The 17,605-nt window shown below is 66.2% G+C and carries 14 protein-coding genes; 10 read left to right on the top strand and 4 right to left on the bottom strand.

The annotated features are described in order from the left end of the window. Positions 1-146: 146 nt before the first annotated feature. From ACK1U9_RS04325 to ACK1U9_RS04280, 10 genes are all read left to right on the top strand, one after another. The gene (locus tag ACK1U9_RS04325) at positions 147-1,229 is read left to right on the top strand and encodes an alkene reductase (RefSeq protein ID WP_153670882.1); all 1,083 of its coding nucleotides are present in this window, start codon (positions 147-149) and stop codon (positions 1,227-1,229) included. Beyond that, positions 1,226-3,079, top strand: coding sequence for a long-chain-acyl-CoA synthetase (locus tag ACK1U9_RS04320; RefSeq protein ID WP_108481204.1), 1,854 nt, complete (start codon positions 1,226-1,228; stop codon positions 3,077-3,079). The genes ACK1U9_RS04325 and ACK1U9_RS04320 overlap by 4 nt, the downstream gene beginning before the upstream one ends. After that, a complete protein-coding gene (locus ACK1U9_RS04315) occupies positions 3,072-4,220 on the top strand; it encodes an MBL fold metallo-hydrolase (RefSeq protein WP_108481208.1) in 1,149 nt (382 codons plus the stop codon). The genes ACK1U9_RS04320 and ACK1U9_RS04315 overlap by 8 nt, the downstream gene beginning before the upstream one ends. Next, a complete protein-coding gene (locus tag ACK1U9_RS04310; protein WP_108481203.1) occupies positions 4,198-5,865 on the top strand; it encodes a DUF1302 domain-containing protein in 1,668 nt (555 codons plus the stop codon). Before ACK1U9_RS04315 ends, ACK1U9_RS04310 begins: the two co-directional genes overlap by 23 nt. A 49-nt stretch (positions 5,866-5,914) precedes the next feature. Beyond that, complete coding sequence (locus ACK1U9_RS04305) at positions 5,915-7,126, top strand: thiolase family protein (protein WP_108481202.1); 1,212 nt, start codon at positions 5,915-5,917, stop codon at positions 7,124-7,126. 5 nt (positions 7,127-7,131) lie between these two features. Next, positions 7,132-8,076, top strand: coding sequence for a bifunctional OB-fold nucleic acid binding domain-containing protein/MaoC family dehydratase (locus tag ACK1U9_RS04300; protein ID WP_108481207.1), 945 nt, complete (start codon positions 7,132-7,134; stop codon positions 8,074-8,076). Between the two features lie 233 nt (positions 8,077-8,309). Next, a complete protein-coding gene (locus tag ACK1U9_RS04295) occupies positions 8,310-10,712 on the top strand; it encodes an efflux RND transporter permease subunit (protein ID WP_108481201.1) in 2,403 nt (800 codons plus the stop codon). Positions 10,713-10,835: 123 nt separating this feature from the next. Then, on the top strand, positions 10,836-12,065 hold the full coding sequence (locus tag ACK1U9_RS04290; RefSeq protein WP_108481200.1) for a helix-turn-helix transcriptional regulator: 1,230 nt from the start codon (positions 10,836-10,838) through the stop codon (positions 12,063-12,065). A 93-nt stretch (positions 12,066-12,158) separates the two neighbouring features. Further along, entirely contained in the window at positions 12,159-12,926 is a 768-nt protein-coding gene (locus tag ACK1U9_RS04285) for an SDR family oxidoreductase (RefSeq protein WP_108481199.1), read from the top strand. Positions 12,927-12,938: 12 nt separating this feature from the next. Then, positions 12,939-13,772, top strand: coding sequence for an SDR family NAD(P)-dependent oxidoreductase (locus tag ACK1U9_RS04280; RefSeq protein ID WP_449109722.1), 834 nt, complete (start codon positions 12,939-12,941; stop codon positions 13,770-13,772). A 40-nt stretch (positions 13,773-13,812) separates the two neighbouring features. Here the strand turns inward: ACK1U9_RS04280 and dmpG are convergent, their stop codons facing one another. The 4 genes from dmpG to ACK1U9_RS04260 form a co-directional block, all read right to left on the bottom strand. Next, positions 13,813-14,835, bottom strand: a complete 1,023-nt coding sequence (gene dmpG, locus ACK1U9_RS04275; RefSeq protein WP_108481197.1) for a 4-hydroxy-2-oxovalerate aldolase — start codon at positions 14,833-14,835, stop codon at positions 13,813-13,815. A 10-nt stretch (positions 14,836-14,845) separates the two neighbouring features. After that, positions 14,846-15,766 carry an acetaldehyde dehydrogenase (acetylating) gene (locus ACK1U9_RS04270; protein ID WP_108481196.1) on the bottom strand — a complete coding sequence of 307 codons (921 nt, stop codon included), beginning with the start codon at positions 15,764-15,766 and terminating at the stop codon, positions 14,846-14,848. Between the two features lie 21 nt (positions 15,767-15,787). Continuing rightward, complete coding sequence (locus ACK1U9_RS04265; protein WP_108481195.1) at positions 15,788-16,579, bottom strand: fumarylacetoacetate hydrolase family protein; 792 nt, start codon at positions 16,577-16,579, stop codon at positions 15,788-15,790. A gap of 109 nt (positions 16,580-16,688) precedes the next feature. After that, positions 16,689-17,462, bottom strand: coding sequence for a glucose 1-dehydrogenase (locus ACK1U9_RS04260; protein WP_085677279.1), 774 nt, complete (start codon positions 17,460-17,462; stop codon positions 16,689-16,691). Between the last annotated feature and the right edge of the window lie 143 nt (positions 17,463-17,605).

Genomic DNA, 17,605 nt, shown 5'->3' with positions numbered 1-17,605 from the left:
CAAGGCCTTGGCCAGCCTTGCAGCGAGCACTTAAGGACTAGTCTCGACGGACGATGTTTCGCACCTGGCCACGGTGAATCATTCAGCCCATCTCCGGTGTCGCGCGCCCCTTGCGCACCGGCAACAAAAAGAATGAAGGAGCTGAAATGAGCATCTTGTTCGAGCCTGTGCGGCTGGGTGACCTGCAGTTGGCCAACCGCATCGTCATGGCCCCGATGACCCGCAGCCGTGCCGACCGCCAAGGTGTGCCAGGCAGCGAAATGGTCGCCTACTACCGTCAGCGGGCCAGCGCCGGGCTGATCGTGGCCGAGGGCACCGCACCTTCGGCCAGCGGCCTGGGCTACTGCCGTACCCCAGCCATCTACAGCGCCGAACAGGTAGCCGGCTGGCGCCAGGTGACCCGCGCCGTGCATGGCGAAGGGGGGCGCATCGTGCTGCAATTGATGCACGTGGGGCGTGCTGCCAGCCACCACAACAAGCCGCTCGGTGCTGCCACGGTGGCACCCTCGGCGATCCGTGCCCGCACCCAAGTGTTCAGCGACACCGCCGGCATGGTCGACACCGAGTTGCCCGAGGCGCTGACCCTTGAGGGTATCGCCGGGGTGATCGACGACTATCGTCGGGCCGCGCTGAATGCTCGCGAGGCGGGTTTCGATGGCGTCGAGCTGCACTGCACCAGCGGTTACCTGCCCATGCAGTTCATGGCTGCCGGCAGCAACCAGCGTAGCGACGCCTACGGTGGCAACGCCCGCAACCGGGTGCGCTTCGCCGAAGAGGTGCTGGCGGCCATGGCGGGCGCCATTGGCGCGGGCAGGGTCGGCCTGCGCCTGTGCCCCGGCAACCCCTACAACGACATCGACGACCACGAGCCGGCCATCACCTGCGCGGCGCTGTGTGCGGCGGTGGCGCCATTGAACCTGGCCTATCTGCATGTCATGCGCTCGCCGGTACCAGGGCTCGATGCGTTCGCCGTGGCGCGCAGCAGCAGCCCCCTGGCGCTGATCCTCAACGATGGTTTCGACGGTGACTCGGCGCAGGCTGCGTTGGCGGCCGGCGAGGGCGCCGCAGTGTCCTTCGGCCGGCACTTCATCGGCAACCCGGACCTGGTCGAGCGCCTGCGCCACGGGCGGCCCCTGGCTGGCTTCGACCGCAAGACCCTGTACACCCCAGGGGCACGCGGCTACAGCGACTACCCCAGCTGGCAGGCCAGGGCAGAGGTGGCGCAATGAACTTGCCTCAACCCCTGCATGCGCCAGCGCAACGGCCGGTCAGCCGCGAACAGACCCAGGCCCTGCTGGACCTGCGCAGCGCTGCCAGCGCGCAGATCAAGCCACGTGACCTTTACACCTTGGCCGACCGCCTGGAAGCGCAGGCTGATCGACAAGGCGAACGCCCGTTCCTCATCGATGGCGAGCAGGTGCTCAGCTACGCCGAAGTCGACCGCCTTGCCGACCAGGTGGCCCATGCCTGCCAGGCGCGCGGGCTGCGCCCCGGTGACGTCTGCGCCCTGGCGATGGAAAACCGCCCGGCGTTCTTCGCCTGCTGGTTCGGCCTGGTCAAGCTCGGTGTGGTGGTGGCATTCATCAACACCCAGGTGGCCGGCAAACCCTTGGTGCATGCATTGCAAACAACCAGCGCCAAGGCCTTGCTGGTCGGTGAGGAGTGCCTGGGCAACCTGCAGGCGACCGAAGGTTTGCCGCAGCTGCCGATGTGGCTGGTCAACGACGCCGAACAGCCATGGTCGGGTGAGCTACCGGCCGGTATCGACACCACGTTCGCCCAGAACCTCGCCGCCGCGCCGCGAAGTCGCTTCCCGCGGGAGCTGCGTGCGCAGATCGAGGCCCAGGCGCCGACCCTGCTGATTTTCACCTCGGGTACCACCGGCTTGCCAAAGGCCGCGCGTTACAGCCACATGCGCTGGATGTCGTCCGGCGATGTGATGGAAGTCACCTTGCAGGCCACTCGCGCCGATGTCTTCTATTGCTGCTTGCCGCTGTACCACGGCGCGGCCGCCACCTCGGTCACCTCCACAGCCCTGCGCGTGGGTGCCAGCATCGTGGTACGGCGCAAGTTCAGCGTGCGCGAGTTCTGGAACGACGTGAGGCGCCATCGCATCAGCGTGTTCCAGTACATCGGCGAAATCTGCCGCTACCTGCTCAACCGCCCGGTCCAGGCCGGGGAACGCGAGCACAGCCTGCGCTGCATGCTCGGCGCCGGCCTGTCGGCAGAGGCCTGGCAACGCTGGATCGACCGGTTCGGCCCGATCCAGGTGTTCGAGGGCTGGGGTGCCACTGAAGCAAACACCAACCTGATCAACGTCGACAACTATCGCGGGTCCTGCGGCCGGGTGCCGGACTGGAACCGTACCAACCTGCGCCTGGTGCGCTACGACGTGGAAAACGACTGCCACCCGCGTGACGCGAACGGCTTCTACCAGCTGTGCGAAGTCGGTGAAGTGGGCGAGGCCATGGGCTTTATCGTCGACCATCCCGACATCGGCGGTGGCCGCTTCGAGGGCTATACCTGCGCGGCGGCCACCGAAAGCAAGATCCGCCGCGACGTCCTGCAAACGGGCGATGCCTGGTGGAGCTCGGGCGACCTGCTGCGCCAGGATGCCGATGGCTATTGCTACTTCGTCGACCGCATTGGCGACACCTTCCGCTGGAAAAGCGAAAACGTTTCCACCCAGGAAGTGGCTGACGCTCTCAGCGACCTGCCGGGCCTTGAGCTGATCAACGTGTACGGCGTGCAGGTGCCGGAGCACGAGGGCAGGGCGGGCATGGCAGCGGTGCTGATGCAGCCAGGGGCGGAATTCGACCCGCAGGCGTTCTACCAACTGACCGAGGCACGCCTGCCGCGCTATGCCGCGCCGCTGTTCGTGCGGGTGAGTGCGGCAGCCGACCTGACCAGTACCTTCAAGCTGCGCAAGGTCGATTTGCAGCGCCAGGGCTACTGCCCGCAAGCTTGCACCGATCCGCTGTTCATCCGCGATGAAGCCAGCGCCACCTATCAGCCCTATTCTTTGCAGGTGCTGGCCCAGGTCGGCCTGCCTCCCTTCATCGGTGGTCGGCATGGCTGAGCGCACCGGTAACGAACCCGCACGGGTGGACGGCCTGCGCTACCCCTGGGCGCAAGCACAGGGCAGTGGCGAGTGGCGCGAGGTGCTGGATGGCGTGTGGTGGCTGCGCATGCCGCTGCCGTACCGCCTCGACCACATCAACCTGTACCTGCTGCGCCATGGCGACGGCTGGGTCGTGGTGGACACCGGCATGAACACCGAACAGACCCGTAAAGCCTGGGAGCAGGTGATTGCCGGGCTGTTCGCCGGGCAGCCGGTGCTGGCGGTGATCTGTACCCACTACCATTCCGACCATGCCGGCGTCGCCGCCTGGCTCGCCGAACGCTACCGCTGTCCGATCTACATGACGGCCAGTGAGTACCGCTCGCTGTACGTGACGGTGCCCGCGGGGCAGTCACCGGGTTGGGATTTCCACGATTTCCATGCCAAGGCGGGCTTCAATGACGCGCAGATCGACGAGCTATACCGGCTGATTCAGAGCGGCCACTTCCGCCCCCTGCATTTCAACAGCTACCGGCGCCTGCGGGACGGCGATCGCCTGCCCATCGGCAACCGCCAGTGGCGCGTGGTGGTGGGGCGTGGCCATTCCCCCGAGCACGCGTGCCTGTTTGCCGAGGACGGCAGTGTGCTTATTGCCGGCGACCAGGTGCTGCCACGCATCACGCCGACGGTGGGCGTGCATGCCACCGAACCCGAGGCCGACCCGCTGCGTGACTGGCTGGCCTCGCTCGAACACCTGCGCACGCTGCCCGACAGCGTGCTGGTGCTGCCGGCTCACGAGCGGCCGTTCTACAACCTGCATGCGCGCCTGGACCAGTTGCAGACGCATCACCAGGCCCAGTTGTCGCGCCTGCTGGTCAGCTGTGACGAGCCGCGCAGCGCGCTCGAACTGATGGCCGCGCTGTTCCCCAGGCTGTCAGGTCGTTTCGACGAACTGATGGCGCTTGGCGAAACGTTGGCCCATGCCAACTACCTCATGACCGAAGGGCTGCTGGTGCGCGAGCTGCACCAGGCGCACTACCGCTACCGCCGTGGCGCGCCGGGGCAACCTGCGTCCGGCCCGACGGCAACGTTGACCATTCCAGGCAGCCAGCCGGTTGCCCTTCAGGAGAGTCCGTGTGATCGACAAGAACAACAATAACGATACTGGCCTTGCCAGCCGCGGCTTGCCGCTGGCCGGCCTGACGGCGGCGATTGCCCTGGCATCGGCGTCGGCCTGGGCGGGGGAGACCATCGAGTTCGACAATGGCGCCACCATCGACTGGTCGGTGACCACCAGCTACGGCATCGGCGTGCGCCTGGCCAAACCCAGCGACCGCCTGATGGGGGTCAACGCCGACGACGGTGACCGCAACTTCAACCAGGGCAGCCTGACCACCAACCGCCTGGGCGCACTGGGCGAGATGATCATGCGCATGGACAACTACGGCGCCGTGGTACGCGCCAGTACCTTCTACGACGACGTCTACCACCGCAAGAACGACAACAACTCGCCGGCCACCGTCAACAAGGACGGTGACAACGACGAATTCACCAGCGATGCCAAGTACTACAGCGGTGGCCGTACCCGCCTGCTGGATGCCTACGTGTTCGGTGGCTGGCGGTTCGACAACGACTCGATGCTCGACGTCAAGGCCGGCCGCCATATCGAATCCTGGGGCGAGAGCCTGTACTACCCCGGGGTCAACGGCGTGCAGAACCCCTCGGATGCGGTCAAGGCCGCGCAACCCGGTGTCGAGGTCAAGGAAGTGCTGCTGCCGGTGGGCCAGGTGTCGGCTTCGTACCGCTTTAACCCACAATTCACCTTCGGCGCCTACATGCAGTACGAGTGGAAGGGCACCGAGCTGGCCCCGGTGGGCAGCTACCTGTCGGGCACCGACGTGATCGGCCCAGGCCGAGAGTTTTTGATCACGCCGACCGGCAACGTGCCTTACCGCGGCACCGACGAGCCCCGCGACAGCGGCCAGTGGGGCGTGCAACTGCGCTACCGGCCGGTGTCGGCGCTGGAACTGTCGCTGTTCCACGTCAACTACCACGACAAGAACCCGGCCACCGCGCTGGTTGGCTACAGCCCGGTGCCGGTGGGTGGCGGCCTGTTTGCCTTCGCCGCCAACGGCTACCGGGTGAAGTACTTCGAAGACATCAGACTCACCGGCATCAGCGCCTCGACCAAGCTGGGCGAGACTCAGATCGGCGCTGAATGGTCGTACCGCGATGGTGCGCCAGTGATGGTCAACACCGGCCTCGGGCCGACCCCGGCGCGTGGCAAGGGCCAGCAGTTCCAGCTGTCGGCCATGCGCGTGCTGGGCGACCGGCCATGGGCCAGCCAGACCACCCTCACCGGCGAGATCATCCATGTCAAGGTCGACAGTGTCGACGCCACCTCTGCGGCCGGCAACCTGCAGGGCGTGGCGCTGCTGCCGAGCCTGGCACCCCTGGTCACGCCGTCCGACAACTACACCTACAAGACCGCGACCGGTTGGCGCTCGCGGGATGCCAGTGCCTACACGGTTGGCGCATCGTTCAGTTACCCGGGAGTGTTCCAGGGCTGGGACCTTGAGGTGCCGGTGCGCTTCTCCAATGTGTTCAGCGGCTCCACGCCGATGGCCGGGAGCATTTCCGGGGTGCAGGGTGACCGGCGGATCAGCGTGGGCACGACCTTCAAATACCTGGGCAACCTGGAAGCTGCGCTGACCTATGTCGGATACCTCGGCTCGCCCGACCCGATCAAACGGCCCTATGCCGACCGTGACTACGCCACCTTCTCGTTGAAATACACCTTCTGACCGATCACCTGACAACGCTGGTGCCCGCGGGCACCGGCATGGAGGCACAATGGGGCTCAAAGGCCATGCAGCAATAGTCGGTACCGCACAGTACAAGCCGGAAAAGTACGCCACGGCACCGAAGATGTTCCACCTCGAACAGGTCGCCGACCTGGCTGCCCAGGCCTTGCGCGATGCCGGCCTGCAGGCCTCGGACCTCGATGGCCTGGTGATCAACGGACCGCAGTTCCACGAAGCCTCGGTGTTCGTCCCGGCCATGGCCGCCGAATACCTGGGCCTGCGGCTCAACTTCGCCGAAGTGGTCGACCTGGGCGGATGCACCTCGGTCGGCATGGTCTGGCGCGCCGCTGCCGCCATCGAACTGGGCTTGTGCCAGGCGGTGTTGTGCGTGCTGCCGGCGCGGATGGCACCCTTGGGGCCGGATGAAGACCCCGGCTGGATGGCGCGTGCCATGCGCTTTGGCGGGCACAGCACGGCATTCGGTGCGCCGGAGGCGGAGTTCGACCTGCCTTACGGGCACATGGGCCAGAACACGGGCTACGCGATGATCGCCCAGCGCTACGCCGCCCAGTTCGGCTACGACCCACGGGCCCTGGCGAAAATCGCCGTGGACCAGCGTACCAACGCCCAGGCCAACCCGCAGGCGATGTTCCATGGCCAGCCGCTGACCGTGGAGCAGGTACTGGCCAGCCGCATGGTCGCCGACCCGCTGCACGTGCTGGAGATCGTCATGCCGGTGGCCGGCGGCGCGGCGCTGATCATCACCAACAAGGAACTGGCGGCGCGGGCTCGCAAACGCCCGGCGTTCATCACAGGCTTTGGCGAGCACCTGGCCTTCAAGTCGCCAACCTACGCCGAGGACATGGTGCACACGCCGATCGGCCCGGCCTCTCGCCGTGCCTTCGCCATGGCCGGGCTGAAACCGGCAGACGTCGATGCCGCGCAGATCTACGACTGCTACACAATCACCGCCTTGCTGACCCTTGAAGACGCCGGTTTCTGCGGCAAGGGCGAGGGCATGGCGTTCGTCCGCGAGCACGACCTGACCTGGCGTGGCGACTTCCCCATGAACACCCATGGTGGCCAGCTCAGCTTTGGCCAGGCCGGCTCGGCCGGCGGCATGTCCCAAGTCATCGAGGCGGTCACGCAGATCGCCGGGGCTGCGGGTGAACGCCAGTTGCAGCGCTGCGACAGCGTCTACGTCTCCGGTACCGGCGGCGTGATGAGCGAGCAGGGCGCATTGATTCTTCAGGGAGCATGACGATCATGTCTAACAACAAACCGATGCCCGTGGCGACCGAGATCTCCGCGCCGTTCTGGGAAGGGCTCAAGGCCCGTCGCCTGCTGATCCAGCAGTGTGGCGCCTGTGCCCAGTGGCTGTTCTACCCGCGTCGGCATTGCCCGGCCTGCCTGGCGCCGGACCCGGCGTGGCGTGAAGTGAGCGGCCAGGCGACGTTGTACAGCTACACCTTGACGCGCATTCCGACGCTGCCGGACTTCATCGATGAAATGCCTCAGAAGCTGGCGGTAGTCGAGTTGGCCGAAGGGGTGCGGATCAACACCACCCTGGTGGGCCTGGAGGAAGGCCAGATCAGCGTCGGCATGCCGTTGCAACCGGTGTTTGCCGAGGTCGATGCCAAGGGTACCCGGCTGCTGCGCTTCACCAGCCTTGAGCAGGACACCGCAGCGCTGGAAACGCCGCCGGTGGTCGAGGCGGTAGCGCCTGTCGAGGCGTCCGACAACCGCCTGAAGGTCGACTGCCAGGACCAGGCCGCGCTGCAGGCGCTGGTCAGCGAGCAGTACAGCGACTGGAGCAACAGCCTGCTGGTGGACCAGGCGCTGATCGATGCCTTTGCCGAACTCTCTGGTGATGACTACTGGATCCACACCGACCCTGAGCGGGCCCGGCGCAACAGCCCGTTTGGCGGCACCATCGCCCATGGCGCGCTGGTACAGGTGCTGCAATCGCGGCTGAAGCTGGCGCTGGGCTTCGAGATCACCGGCTTCACCACGCAGATCAACTACGGCTCCGACCGCTTGCGCTTCCCCGCGCCGGTGCCGGCCGGCTCGCGCATCCATGCCCGGGCCCGGCTCAAGGCGGTCGAGCTGAACCAGCGCGGCACGCAGCTGACCCTGGAGATCAATACCCATGTGGTCGGCCAGGAGCGACCGTCGGTGATCAACGACCTGGTGATCCTGTACCAGCGTTGAAGCCGGGCGCTGGATGGCACCGGCTTTGCCGGTGTTCGCCGCTAAAGCCGCTCCCACAGGATTATCTCGGCGTCCAGTCGTGCAATTTACCTGTGGGGCATGCCTACGCCGCGCCTGAAGGCGACAGGTCGATCGAGGCAAACCTTAGGCCATTTGGACGATGTTTCCCGATCGCCCCCGGCCGACTATCCCCATGCGCCCCGAAGTCGCGCTGGCCGAATGAGAGGCAAACCATGAAAAGAGCTGACTCCCGAACCGCGCGCTGTGTCGAGGCCACGGCCCAGGCGTTGATGAACGGGCGCAAAGGCCTGCTGTTGCTGTTCGTGCTGTTGACCCTGGGCCTGGGCTACAGCGCAACCCATACCCAGCTGGACCCGGGGTTCAACAAGCAGATCCCGGTACGACATGACTACATGGTCAATTTCCTGCGTTTCAGCCAGTACTTCACCGGTGCCAACCGTTTGCTCGTCAGCGTGCGCTGGAAAGGCGAGGGCGACCTGTACAACGCGCAATTCCTCGACACCCTGCGCAAGGTCACCGATGACGTGTTCTTCATTTCCGGGGTCAACCGGGCCAGCGTCACCTCGCTGTTCACTGCCAACGTGCGCTACATCGAGATCACCGAAGAAGGCTTCTACGGCGATGTGGTGGTGCCGCCACGCTTCAGTGGCAGCGCCGTCGACCTCGCCCAGGTACGCAGCAACGCCGCAGCCTCCGGGCAGATCGGCCGGCTGATCGCCAACGACCTGAAGTCGGCGATGGTGCGTGCCGACCTGCAGGACATCGACCCGCGGACCGGAAAGGCGGTCGACTATGTCGAAGTCGCCAGACGGCTCGAGGCCTTGCGCCAGAAATACGCCAGCGACGACATCGAAATCAGCGTGGTCGGTTTTGCCAAGCTGGTCGGCGATGTGGTCGAAGGCCTGAACACCGTGATCGGTTTTTTCGTCATTGCCTTCGCCATCACCGCGCTGCTGCTGTGGCTGTATGCCCGTTCCTGGCGCCTGACCTTGGTCGCACTGGTGGTGGCGCTGCTGCCGGTGGTGTGGCTGCTGGGCCTGTTGCCGCTGCTGGGGCTGGGCATCGACCCGATGTCGATCCTGGTGCCGTTCCTGATCTTCTCCATCGGCGTGTCCCATGCCGTGCAGATGACCAATGCCTGGAAGCAGGATGTGGTGGCAGGGGCCAGTGCCCGGCAGGCGGCGCAATCGGCGTTCTGCAAGATCTTCATCCCCGGTTCGCTGGCCTTGCTGATGAACGCCCTGGGGTTTGCCGTGATCATGCTGATCGACATCCCCATCGTGCATGAACTGGGGGTCACCGCCTGTATCGGGGTGATGCTGATGATCATTACCAACAAGCTGATGTTGCCGATCATCCTGTCCTGGCTGCGCTTGGAGCCTGCCACGCTGCAGAAGGCCCAGGCCAGCGAGGCCGGCCGCCATCGTTTGTGGTGGCGGCTGTCGGCGCTGGCCGAGCCGGGCCCGGCGCTGGTGGTGTTCGCCGTGAGCCTGGCCCTGCTGGTGGGCGGTGTCTGGAAGGCTCGCGAGCTGGCAGTGGGCGATATCGGCGCCGGGGCACCAGAGCTGCGCGGTGACTCGCGCTACAACCAGGACAATGCGCGGATCATCGGCAGTTACTCGATCGGCCTCGATGTGCTGTCCGTGTTCGTCGAGGTCAAGGGCGTGGAGGAAGGCTGCCTGTCGCCAGAAGTGATGCGCGCGGTCGAGGCCTTCGACTTCCGCATGCGTGCGGTCAGTGGCGTGCAGTCGGTGCAGAGCGTGGCCGGCATGGGCAAGCGGGTGATCGCCGGCAACAACGAAGGCAACCCGCGCTGGGCGGCCATCCCGGGTTCGGCACGCGGCCTGAGCCAGGGGGCGCGGGCCTACATGCCGGACGACGGGCTGGTCACCGAAGGCTGCCAGCAGATGCAGATCCTGGTGTTTCTTGCCGACCACGAAGGCGCCACGATCAGCCACGCCATCGGTGAAGCGCGGCGGATCATCGCCGATGTGCGCACGCCGAAGGTCGACTTCCTGCTGGCCGGTGGCAACGTCGGGGTCATGGCGGCCTCCAACGAGGCGGTCAAACGTGCAGAAGTGACCATGCTGGCGGCGCTGTTCGGCTCGGTAACGCTGTTCTGCTGGCTGACCTTCTTCTCGCTGCGGGCAGTGCTGTGCATCCTCGTGCCCCTGGCCATCGTGGCCATCCTGTGCAACGCGCTGATGGCGATGCTCGGTATCGGCCTCAAAGTCGCCACCTTGCCGGTGATGGCCCTGGGTGTCGGGGTCGGCGTGGACTATGGCATCTACCTGTACGAGCGCATCCAGCATGAGATGGCCGCCGGCGCGGACCTGCGCGAGGCGTTCTACCTGGCCATGTGCCAGCGCGGCACCGCGGCGGTGTTCACCGCCCTGACCATGTCGATCGGCGTGTGTACCTGGGGGTTCGCACCGTTGAAGTTCCAGGCCGACATGGGCGTGCTGCTGTCGTTCATGTTCCTGGTCAACGTGCTGGGGGCGATCTTCCTCCTCCCCGCGCTGGCGGCCTGGTTCAACCGCGGGCGACCGTTGGTCGCCCGGCAGGCGGCAACCAGGCCGGTGCTGGTGGGCGAAAGCGCAGGAGACATCCGGTAATAAAAAATAAACCCTGGCGCCCTATTGTCGGCGCCAGGGCGGCCAGCGAGACTGTGCCGCGGCCACATCGCCAAATAAAAATAAGAAGGGGAGGCCAATGCCTGCCCGAGCGAGGAGAAGACTGTGGAAAAAGCTGTCTTGACCCATGATGCGCTGGCCGGACTCGGCTGCGACCTGGCAACCTTCGATCGCCTGGTCGGTGAAGTCTATGAAGGCGCCCTCGACCCCAAGCTGATGGCCCGTGCGCTGACCAGCTTCCGCACTCTGTATGCCGCCAACTACGCAACCTTGATCCTGCGTGTGCCGGACCAGCCGGACATGGGCGTGATGATCATTTCCGGCGACATCGAAGGTGCCGGGGACGTCAGCTACATGACCTACCCGCAAACCAACACGCCCTTCACCAACCAGCCACCGGACCATGTGTTCACGGTCGACGACGTCATGACCCCGGCCGAGTGGGAGCGCAGCGCCTATTTCAAGATGTTCTGCAGCCAGCAGGATGTATACCACGTGATGGGCGCCGACATTTCCACGCCCGACGGCGGCAAGCTGCGCTTTCGCATCACCCGATCCAGGCGTGAACCGAACTTCTCTGCCGATGAGCGCGCCCTGTGCGGGATGTTCCTGCCGCACCTGCGCCGGGCCCTGCAGGTGCACAACCTGCTCGACCGCAGCGAATCGCTCAGCGAGCTCTATTCCCAGGCCATCAGCCGCCTGTCGGTGGCCACCCTGGTGCTGGACGAGAGCGGCAGCGTGCTGCGGGTCAACCCGGTGGCCCAGGAGATTCTCGCCAGCGCCGACGGCCTGAAGCTGGTGGGCGGGCGGTTGGAGGCGACCTACCCCAGCGACAACCGCGAACTGCAGCGGCTGATTCGCGCCGCATTTTCCCCGGATGCGCCCAAGGGCGCCGAAGCGATGTCGGTGACCCGCCCCTCGGGCCTGGTCAATCTGGGCCTTGTGGTCGAGTCGATCCCCTCGCTGGACTGGGCCGATGAACGCGGCAAGCCGGCGGCGCTGGTGTACATCCGTGATGCGGCCAGCAAGTCGCTGGCCAGCGAGGTGGTAACCAAGCAACTCTTCAACCTGACCCGCGCCGAAACCGCGCTGGCCATGGAACTGGCCAACGGCCTGTCGCTGGAGGAGGCTGCCGAGGAACTGAACATCCGCCGCAATACCGCGCGGGCGCACTTGCGCTCGATCTTCTCCAAGACCGGGGTGCGTCGGCAGACCGAGCTGGTGCGCATCCTGCTCAACAGCGTGGTCGCCCTTGGCAAGCCCAAGGTAGCGCTGAAGGCACCCGAGCGCCTCAAGGTGCCGCTGCCGCAGCTGGCCGTGGCGCGCCGCGCCTGAGGCGCATCCAGGGCGCCAGCCGTAGTCCGCAAGGACGATGCTGGCGCGCTGGCCTTCTGCCGATACTGTACCGACCTATCCTGGAGATCGATCATGTCTGTTACAGCTATCAGCGGCAGTGCCTCGGGTATTGGTGCCGCCGTCGCCGCGGCGTTGCGTGCGGCGGGTAATGAAGTCATCGGTATCGACCGTGCCGATGCCGAGGTGGTGGCCGACCTTTCTACCGAGCAAGGGCGCGCGGCGGCGATTGCCGGGGTGCTCGAACGCAGCGGCGGGGTGCTTGACGGCCTGGTCTGTTGCGCCGGGGTCGGCGTGACCGCGCCGTCCTGCGGGTTGATCCTGGCGGTCAACTACTTTGGCGTGAGCCAGTTGCTCGAAGGCCTGCAAGGTGCCCTGGCTCGCGGTCGCAACCCGGCTGCGCTGGTGATCGGCTCGGTGGCCGCCACCCAGCCTGGCGCCGAGCAGCAGCCGATGACCGGCGCCATGCTTGAAGGCGACGAAACACGGGCGCTGGACCTGGCCAATGACCTTGGCCAGCCCCATCTGGCCTACGCCTGTTCCAAATATGCCATCACCCACCATGCACGAAGCCTGGCATCGGGCTGGGGCCAGCGTGGCATGCGCCTGAACGTGGTGGCGCCCGGCGCGGTGCAGACCCCGTTGCATCAGGCGTCGCTGGAGGATGCGCGTTTCGGCAAGGCGGTGCGCGAGTTCGTCGCGCCGCTGGGGCGTGCCGGGCGCCCGGAAGAGATCGCTGCGCTGGTGACGTTCCTGCAGTCCGAGCAGGCGCGGTTCGTCCATGGCAGCGTGGTATTCATCGACGGCGGTATGGACGCGATGGTGCGTGCGCCGCGTTTCTGACAAGGATCACCCATGAACAAAGTGGCCTTCATTACCGGTGCCAGCCGTGGCATCGGCCGTTCGGCGGCGCTGGCGTTTGCCCGTGCCGGTTACGATGTGGCGATCAGCGCACGCACGCTGGAGGAGGGCGAGCAACATCAGCACGCCCTGCGCGATGCAGCGGGGGCACCGCTGTCCGGCAGCCTCAATGGTACTGCCGAGGCAATCCGGGCGCTGGGCGCACGCGCCCTGGTGGTGCCGATGGACCTGCTCGACAGTGCCACGGCCGAGCAGGCCTGTGCGGCCGTGCTGTCCGAATACGGGCGTATCGATGTGCTGGTGAACAATGCCATCTACCAGGGCAATGACCTCAACTCGACTTTCCTGGCGCTGCAGCCGGACACCCTGGAACGGATGTTCAAGGGCTATATCCTCACGCCCTTGCTGTTGACCCAGGCGGTGGTGCAGCGGATGCTCGGGCAGGGCGGAGGGGTGGTGATCAACGTCACCTCAGGCGCCGGCGAGAGCGATCCACCGGTGGCGGCGGACAAGGGCGGCTGGGGTTATGCCTATGGCGCCGGCAAGGCGGCGGTGTCGCGGCTGTCGGGCATTCTGTCGACCGAACTGGGCGAGCAGGGGATTCGTGCCTATACCCTGAACCCAGGTGTGGTGACCACCGAGGCGCTGAAGGTGACCATCGGCGAGAAGGGGGTGATTGCCCTGCGCGCAGGTAGCGCTCCACCCGAAGTGCCGGCGGCGGTGATGTTGTGGCTGGCCACTGACCCGCAGGCTCCGCAGTACCAAAGGCGGACCCTGGCGGCGCAGGCCTTGGCGCTGGAGCACGGGATCGTCGCCGATTGGCGCTGAGGCTGGCACCGGCTTCGCCGGTGCCATACTCCGCTTAGCCTCAGGCTCGGCGCTTGGCCAGGGTCATCGCCGTATCTTCAATCATGTCTTCCTGGCCGCCAACCATCCCGCGCCGGCCCATTTCCACCAGGATCTCTCGCGCCGACACGCCATACTTCTGCTCTGCACGCTTGGCAAACAGCAGGAACGAGCCATACACCCCGGCATAACCCATGGTCAGTGCATCGCGGTCACTGCGGATGGGGAAGTCCATGATCGGTACCACCAGGTCCTCGGCCACGTCCTGAATGGCGAACACATCCACCCCGGTCTCGATCCCCATGCGCTTGCACACCGCCACCAGCACCTCCATCGGCGTGTTGCCGGCACCGGCACCCAACCCCGCGCAGGCCGCGTCGATACGGTTGGCGCCCGCGGCGATCGCGGCAATCGAGTTGGCCACGCCCATCGACAGGTTGTGATGGCCATGGAAGCCAATCTCGGTCTCCGGGCGCAGCGCGGCACGCATCGCCGCCACCCGCTCGCTGACCTGGTGCGGCAGCAGGTAGCCCGCCGAATCGGTCAGGTAGATACAGTTGGCGCCGTAGCTTTCCATCAACTTGCCCTGGGTAGCCAGGCCTTCGGGGCTGTTCATGTGCGCCATCATCAGGAAGCCCACGGTGTCCATGCCCAGGTGGCGGGCGTGGGCGATGTGCTGTTCGCTGACATCGGCCTCGGTACAGTGGGTGGCCACCCGCAAGGTACTCACGCCCAGGCCGTGGGCCATCTTCAGGTGCTCGACCGTGCCGATGCCTGGCAGCAGCAACGCCGAGACCTTGGCCTGCTTCATCAGCGGAATCACCGCCGACAGGTAGGCCTCGTCACTGTGCGCTGGGAAGCCGTAGTTGACCGAGCTGCCGCCCAGGCCATCGCCGTGGGTGACTTCGATCAGCGGCACGCCGGCGGCATCCAGGCCGCAGGCGATGCGCTGCATTTCATCGAGGCTGATCTGGTGGCGCTTGGGGTGCATGCCGTCGCGCAGGCACATGTCATGTACGGTAATGCGTTTGCCGTTGAGGTCCATGGTCGGCTCCTTAGGCCAGGGCAGTGGGGGCAGGGCGCAGCGTCAGCTCGCCCTTGAGGATTTCTTCGGCGTACAGCTCGGCGGTACGCGCCGCTGCCGCCGTCATGATGTCGAGGTTGCCGGCATAGCGCGGCAGGTAGTCACCCAGGCCCTCCACCTCCATGAAGATCGATACGCGCTTGCCGTCGAACACCGGGCCGTTGACCAGCCGGTAGCCCGGCACGTAGCGCTGCACCTGTTCGATCATGGCCTCGATCGCGGCGCGGATCGCTGGCTGGTCCGGCTCGTCGTCGGTCAGGCAGTGCACGGTGTCACGCATGATCAGCGGCGGCTCGGCCGGGTTGATGATGATGATCGCCTTGCCTTGACGGGCGCCGCCGACCTGTTCCACGGCACTGGCGGTGGTGCGGGTGAATTCGTCGATGTTCTTGCGCGTACCCGGGCCCACCGATTTAGACGCGGCGGTGGCGATGATCTCGGCATATGCCACCGGCTGCACGCTGGTCACCGCCGCGACCAGCGGGATGGTCGCCTGGCCACCGCAGGTGACCATGTTGACGTTCATCACCCCCAGCCCGAGATTGGCCTTGAGGTTGACCGGCGGCACGCAGTAGGGTCCGATGGCCGCCGGCGTGAGGTCGATCATCAGCACGCCGAGCGCGTTGAGCTTCTGGCTGTTCTGCGCATGCACGTAGGCCGAGGTGGCGTCAAAGGCGATCTGGATGTTGTCTTCCAGCACGTGCGGCAACAGGCCGTCGACGCCGTCGGCGGTGGTTTTCAGGCCCAGCTCGCGGGCCCGTGCAAGGCCTTCGGAGCTGGCATCGATGCCGACCATCCAGACCGGCTCCAGCACCTCGCTGCGCTTGAGTTTGTACAGCAGGTCGGTGCCGATGTTGCCCGGCCCGATCAACGCACATCGGATTTTCTTCATTTTAAACGCTCCACGCAAAGGTCAGGGCACGAAGCGCAGGCTGGACTGGCCCAACCCGCTCATGCTCAGGCTGATACGGTCGCCGGCGGCCACCGGTACCAGTGGCGCCAGGGCGCCGGAAAGAATGATTTCGCCACGGCGGAACGGGATGCCCAGTTCGCCCAGGGTGTTGGCAAGCCAGGCCACCGCCGCGCAGGGGTGGCCTTGTACCGCCGAACCCAGGCCGCCGCCGGCCGGCTGGCCATTCTTCAGCAGCTGCATCTGCACCTTGGCCAGGTCCAGCGTGCGCGGGTCGAGGCGTTGCGTGCCGAGGGCGAACACGCCGCACGAGGCGTTGTCGGCCACAGTGTCCTGAATGCGGATCTGCCAGTTGTCGATGCGCGAGTCGACGATCTCGAAGCACGGCATCACCGACTGGGTCGCGGCGAGCACGTCCTCGGCGGAGATGCCGGGGCCGTGCAGGTCTTCGCCGAGGATGAAAGCGATCTCGCCTTCGGCACGCGGCTGGATCAACTGGTGCCGGGCCAGGCTGACATCGCCGCCGTCCGCGACCTGCATGGCGTCGGTGAGAAAGCCGAAATCCGGCTGGTGCACGTCGAGCATTTCCTGCACGGCGCGGCTGGTCACGCCGATCTTCTTGCCGACCACCCGCTCGCCCAAGGCCTCGCGGCGCTGCAGGAAGGCCAGCGAAATGCGGTAGGCCTGGTCGAGGGTCAGGTCAGGGTAGCGGCTGGTCAGCGGTTGCAGGGTATGGCGGCCACGCAGGGCAGCGAACAGCTCGTCGCCGAGCGCGGTGATCAGATGGGCATCCATGGCTGGGCTCTCATTTCATTTCAAGGGGCAGCGTTTCAAGGGGCAGCTGCTTTCGGGAATAAAAAAAGCCGGCCCGAGCAAAGGGGAGGCCGGCTGAGGAAGCGGTGTGTCAGCCAACCCAGACGCTGGAGTCGGCACCGCCGTCGACATCGATGATCTTGCCGGTGACCCAGGCCGAAGCCGGCGAGGCCAGGTACAGTGCGGCGGCGGCGATGTCTTCGGGGCTGCCCAGGCACTTGAGCGGGGTGTTGGCCTCCATGGCCTGGCGCATGGCGGCCGGCATCACGCTGTTCAGCGCGGCGGTGAGGGTAGGGCCAGGCGCCACCGCGTTGACCCGCACCTGCGGCGCGAAGTCCTGGGCCAGCAGGCGGGTCAGGTGGCTGAGCGCCGCCTTGGCCGTGCCGTAGGCGCTGAAGTGGCGCTGGGAGTAGCGCGCTGCCACGGAGCTGATGTTGACGATGTTGCCGCCACCCGCGTCGCGCATCAGAGGCACGCACAGCTGGCAGAACGCGTAGGCGCTGGACACGTTGAAGCGCAGGATCTCGTCGAACTGCTCCGGGCTCAGGCCCAGCGGGTCGTTGGGGCCACCGCCACCGACATTGTTGACCAGGTGGGTGATGCGCCCGAGGTGCTCGTGGCTCTGGCGCACCAACGCCTGGCGCTGCTCGGCGTCGTTGACATCGCAGGCGAAGGCCAGGCCGTTGCGGCCCAGCGCACGCACTTCCTCGGCCACCGCCTGGACATCGTCCAACGAACGGGCAGCGCACACCACATCGGCACCGGCTTCGGCATAGGCCAGGGCAATGGCACGGCCGATGCCCCGGCCGCTGCCGGTGACGATTGCCACGCCGCCATCGAGGCGGAATCGCTGCAGGATGCTCATGACGGTCTCTCCTCATCAGGGCTGTCGATGGCACCGACTATGGTCACGCCGGCGGCCACCGGCATCGTCTCAACGGACTAGCGCCCAGGGCGCGCCGGCACTAGTCCGCTTTGACGATGATCGATTGCCTGGCCACACCGATG

Source organism: Pseudomonas sp. XP1, from assembly GCF_053557675.1.
This window is presented reverse-complemented; position numbering and strand designations above follow the sequence as displayed.

What these genes read in the sequence shown, in the direction of transcription:
- ACK1U9_RS04270 (WP_108481196.1), bottom strand. Translation starts at nt 15,766, where the DNA reads ATGAAGAAAATCCGATGTGCGTTGATCGGGCCGGGCAACATCGGCACC.
- ACK1U9_RS04295 (WP_108481201.1), top strand. Translation starts at nt 8,310, where the DNA reads ATGAAAAGAGCTGACTCCCGAACCGCGCGCTGTGTCGAGGCCACGGCC.
- ACK1U9_RS04300 (WP_108481207.1), top strand. Translation starts at nt 7,132, where the DNA reads ATGTCTAACAACAAACCGATGCCCGTGGCGACCGAGATCTCCGCGCCG.
- ACK1U9_RS04315 (WP_108481208.1), top strand. Translation starts at nt 3,072, where the DNA reads ATGGCTGAGCGCACCGGTAACGAACCCGCACGGGTGGACGGCCTGCGC.
- ACK1U9_RS04305 (WP_108481202.1), top strand. Translation starts at nt 5,915, where the DNA reads ATGGGGCTCAAAGGCCATGCAGCAATAGTCGGTACCGCACAGTACAAG.
- ACK1U9_RS04265 (WP_108481195.1), bottom strand. Translation starts at nt 16,579, where the DNA reads ATGGATGCCCATCTGATCACCGCGCTCGGCGACGAGCTGTTCGCTGCC.
- ACK1U9_RS04280 (WP_449109722.1), top strand. Translation starts at nt 12,939, where the DNA reads ATGAACAAAGTGGCCTTCATTACCGGTGCCAGCCGTGGCATCGGCCGT.
- ACK1U9_RS04320 (WP_108481204.1), top strand. Translation starts at nt 1,226, where the DNA reads ATGAACTTGCCTCAACCCCTGCATGCGCCAGCGCAACGGCCGGTCAGC.
- ACK1U9_RS04260 (WP_085677279.1), bottom strand. Translation starts at nt 17,462, where the DNA reads ATGAGCATCCTGCAGCGATTCCGCCTCGATGGCGGCGTGGCAATCGTC.
- ACK1U9_RS04285 (WP_108481199.1), top strand. Translation starts at nt 12,159, where the DNA reads ATGTCTGTTACAGCTATCAGCGGCAGTGCCTCGGGTATTGGTGCCGCC.
- ACK1U9_RS04325 (WP_153670882.1), top strand. Translation starts at nt 147, where the DNA reads ATGAGCATCTTGTTCGAGCCTGTGCGGCTGGGTGACCTGCAGTTGGCC.
- dmpG (WP_108481197.1), bottom strand. Translation starts at nt 14,835, where the DNA reads ATGGACCTCAACGGCAAACGCATTACCGTACATGACATGTGCCTGCGC.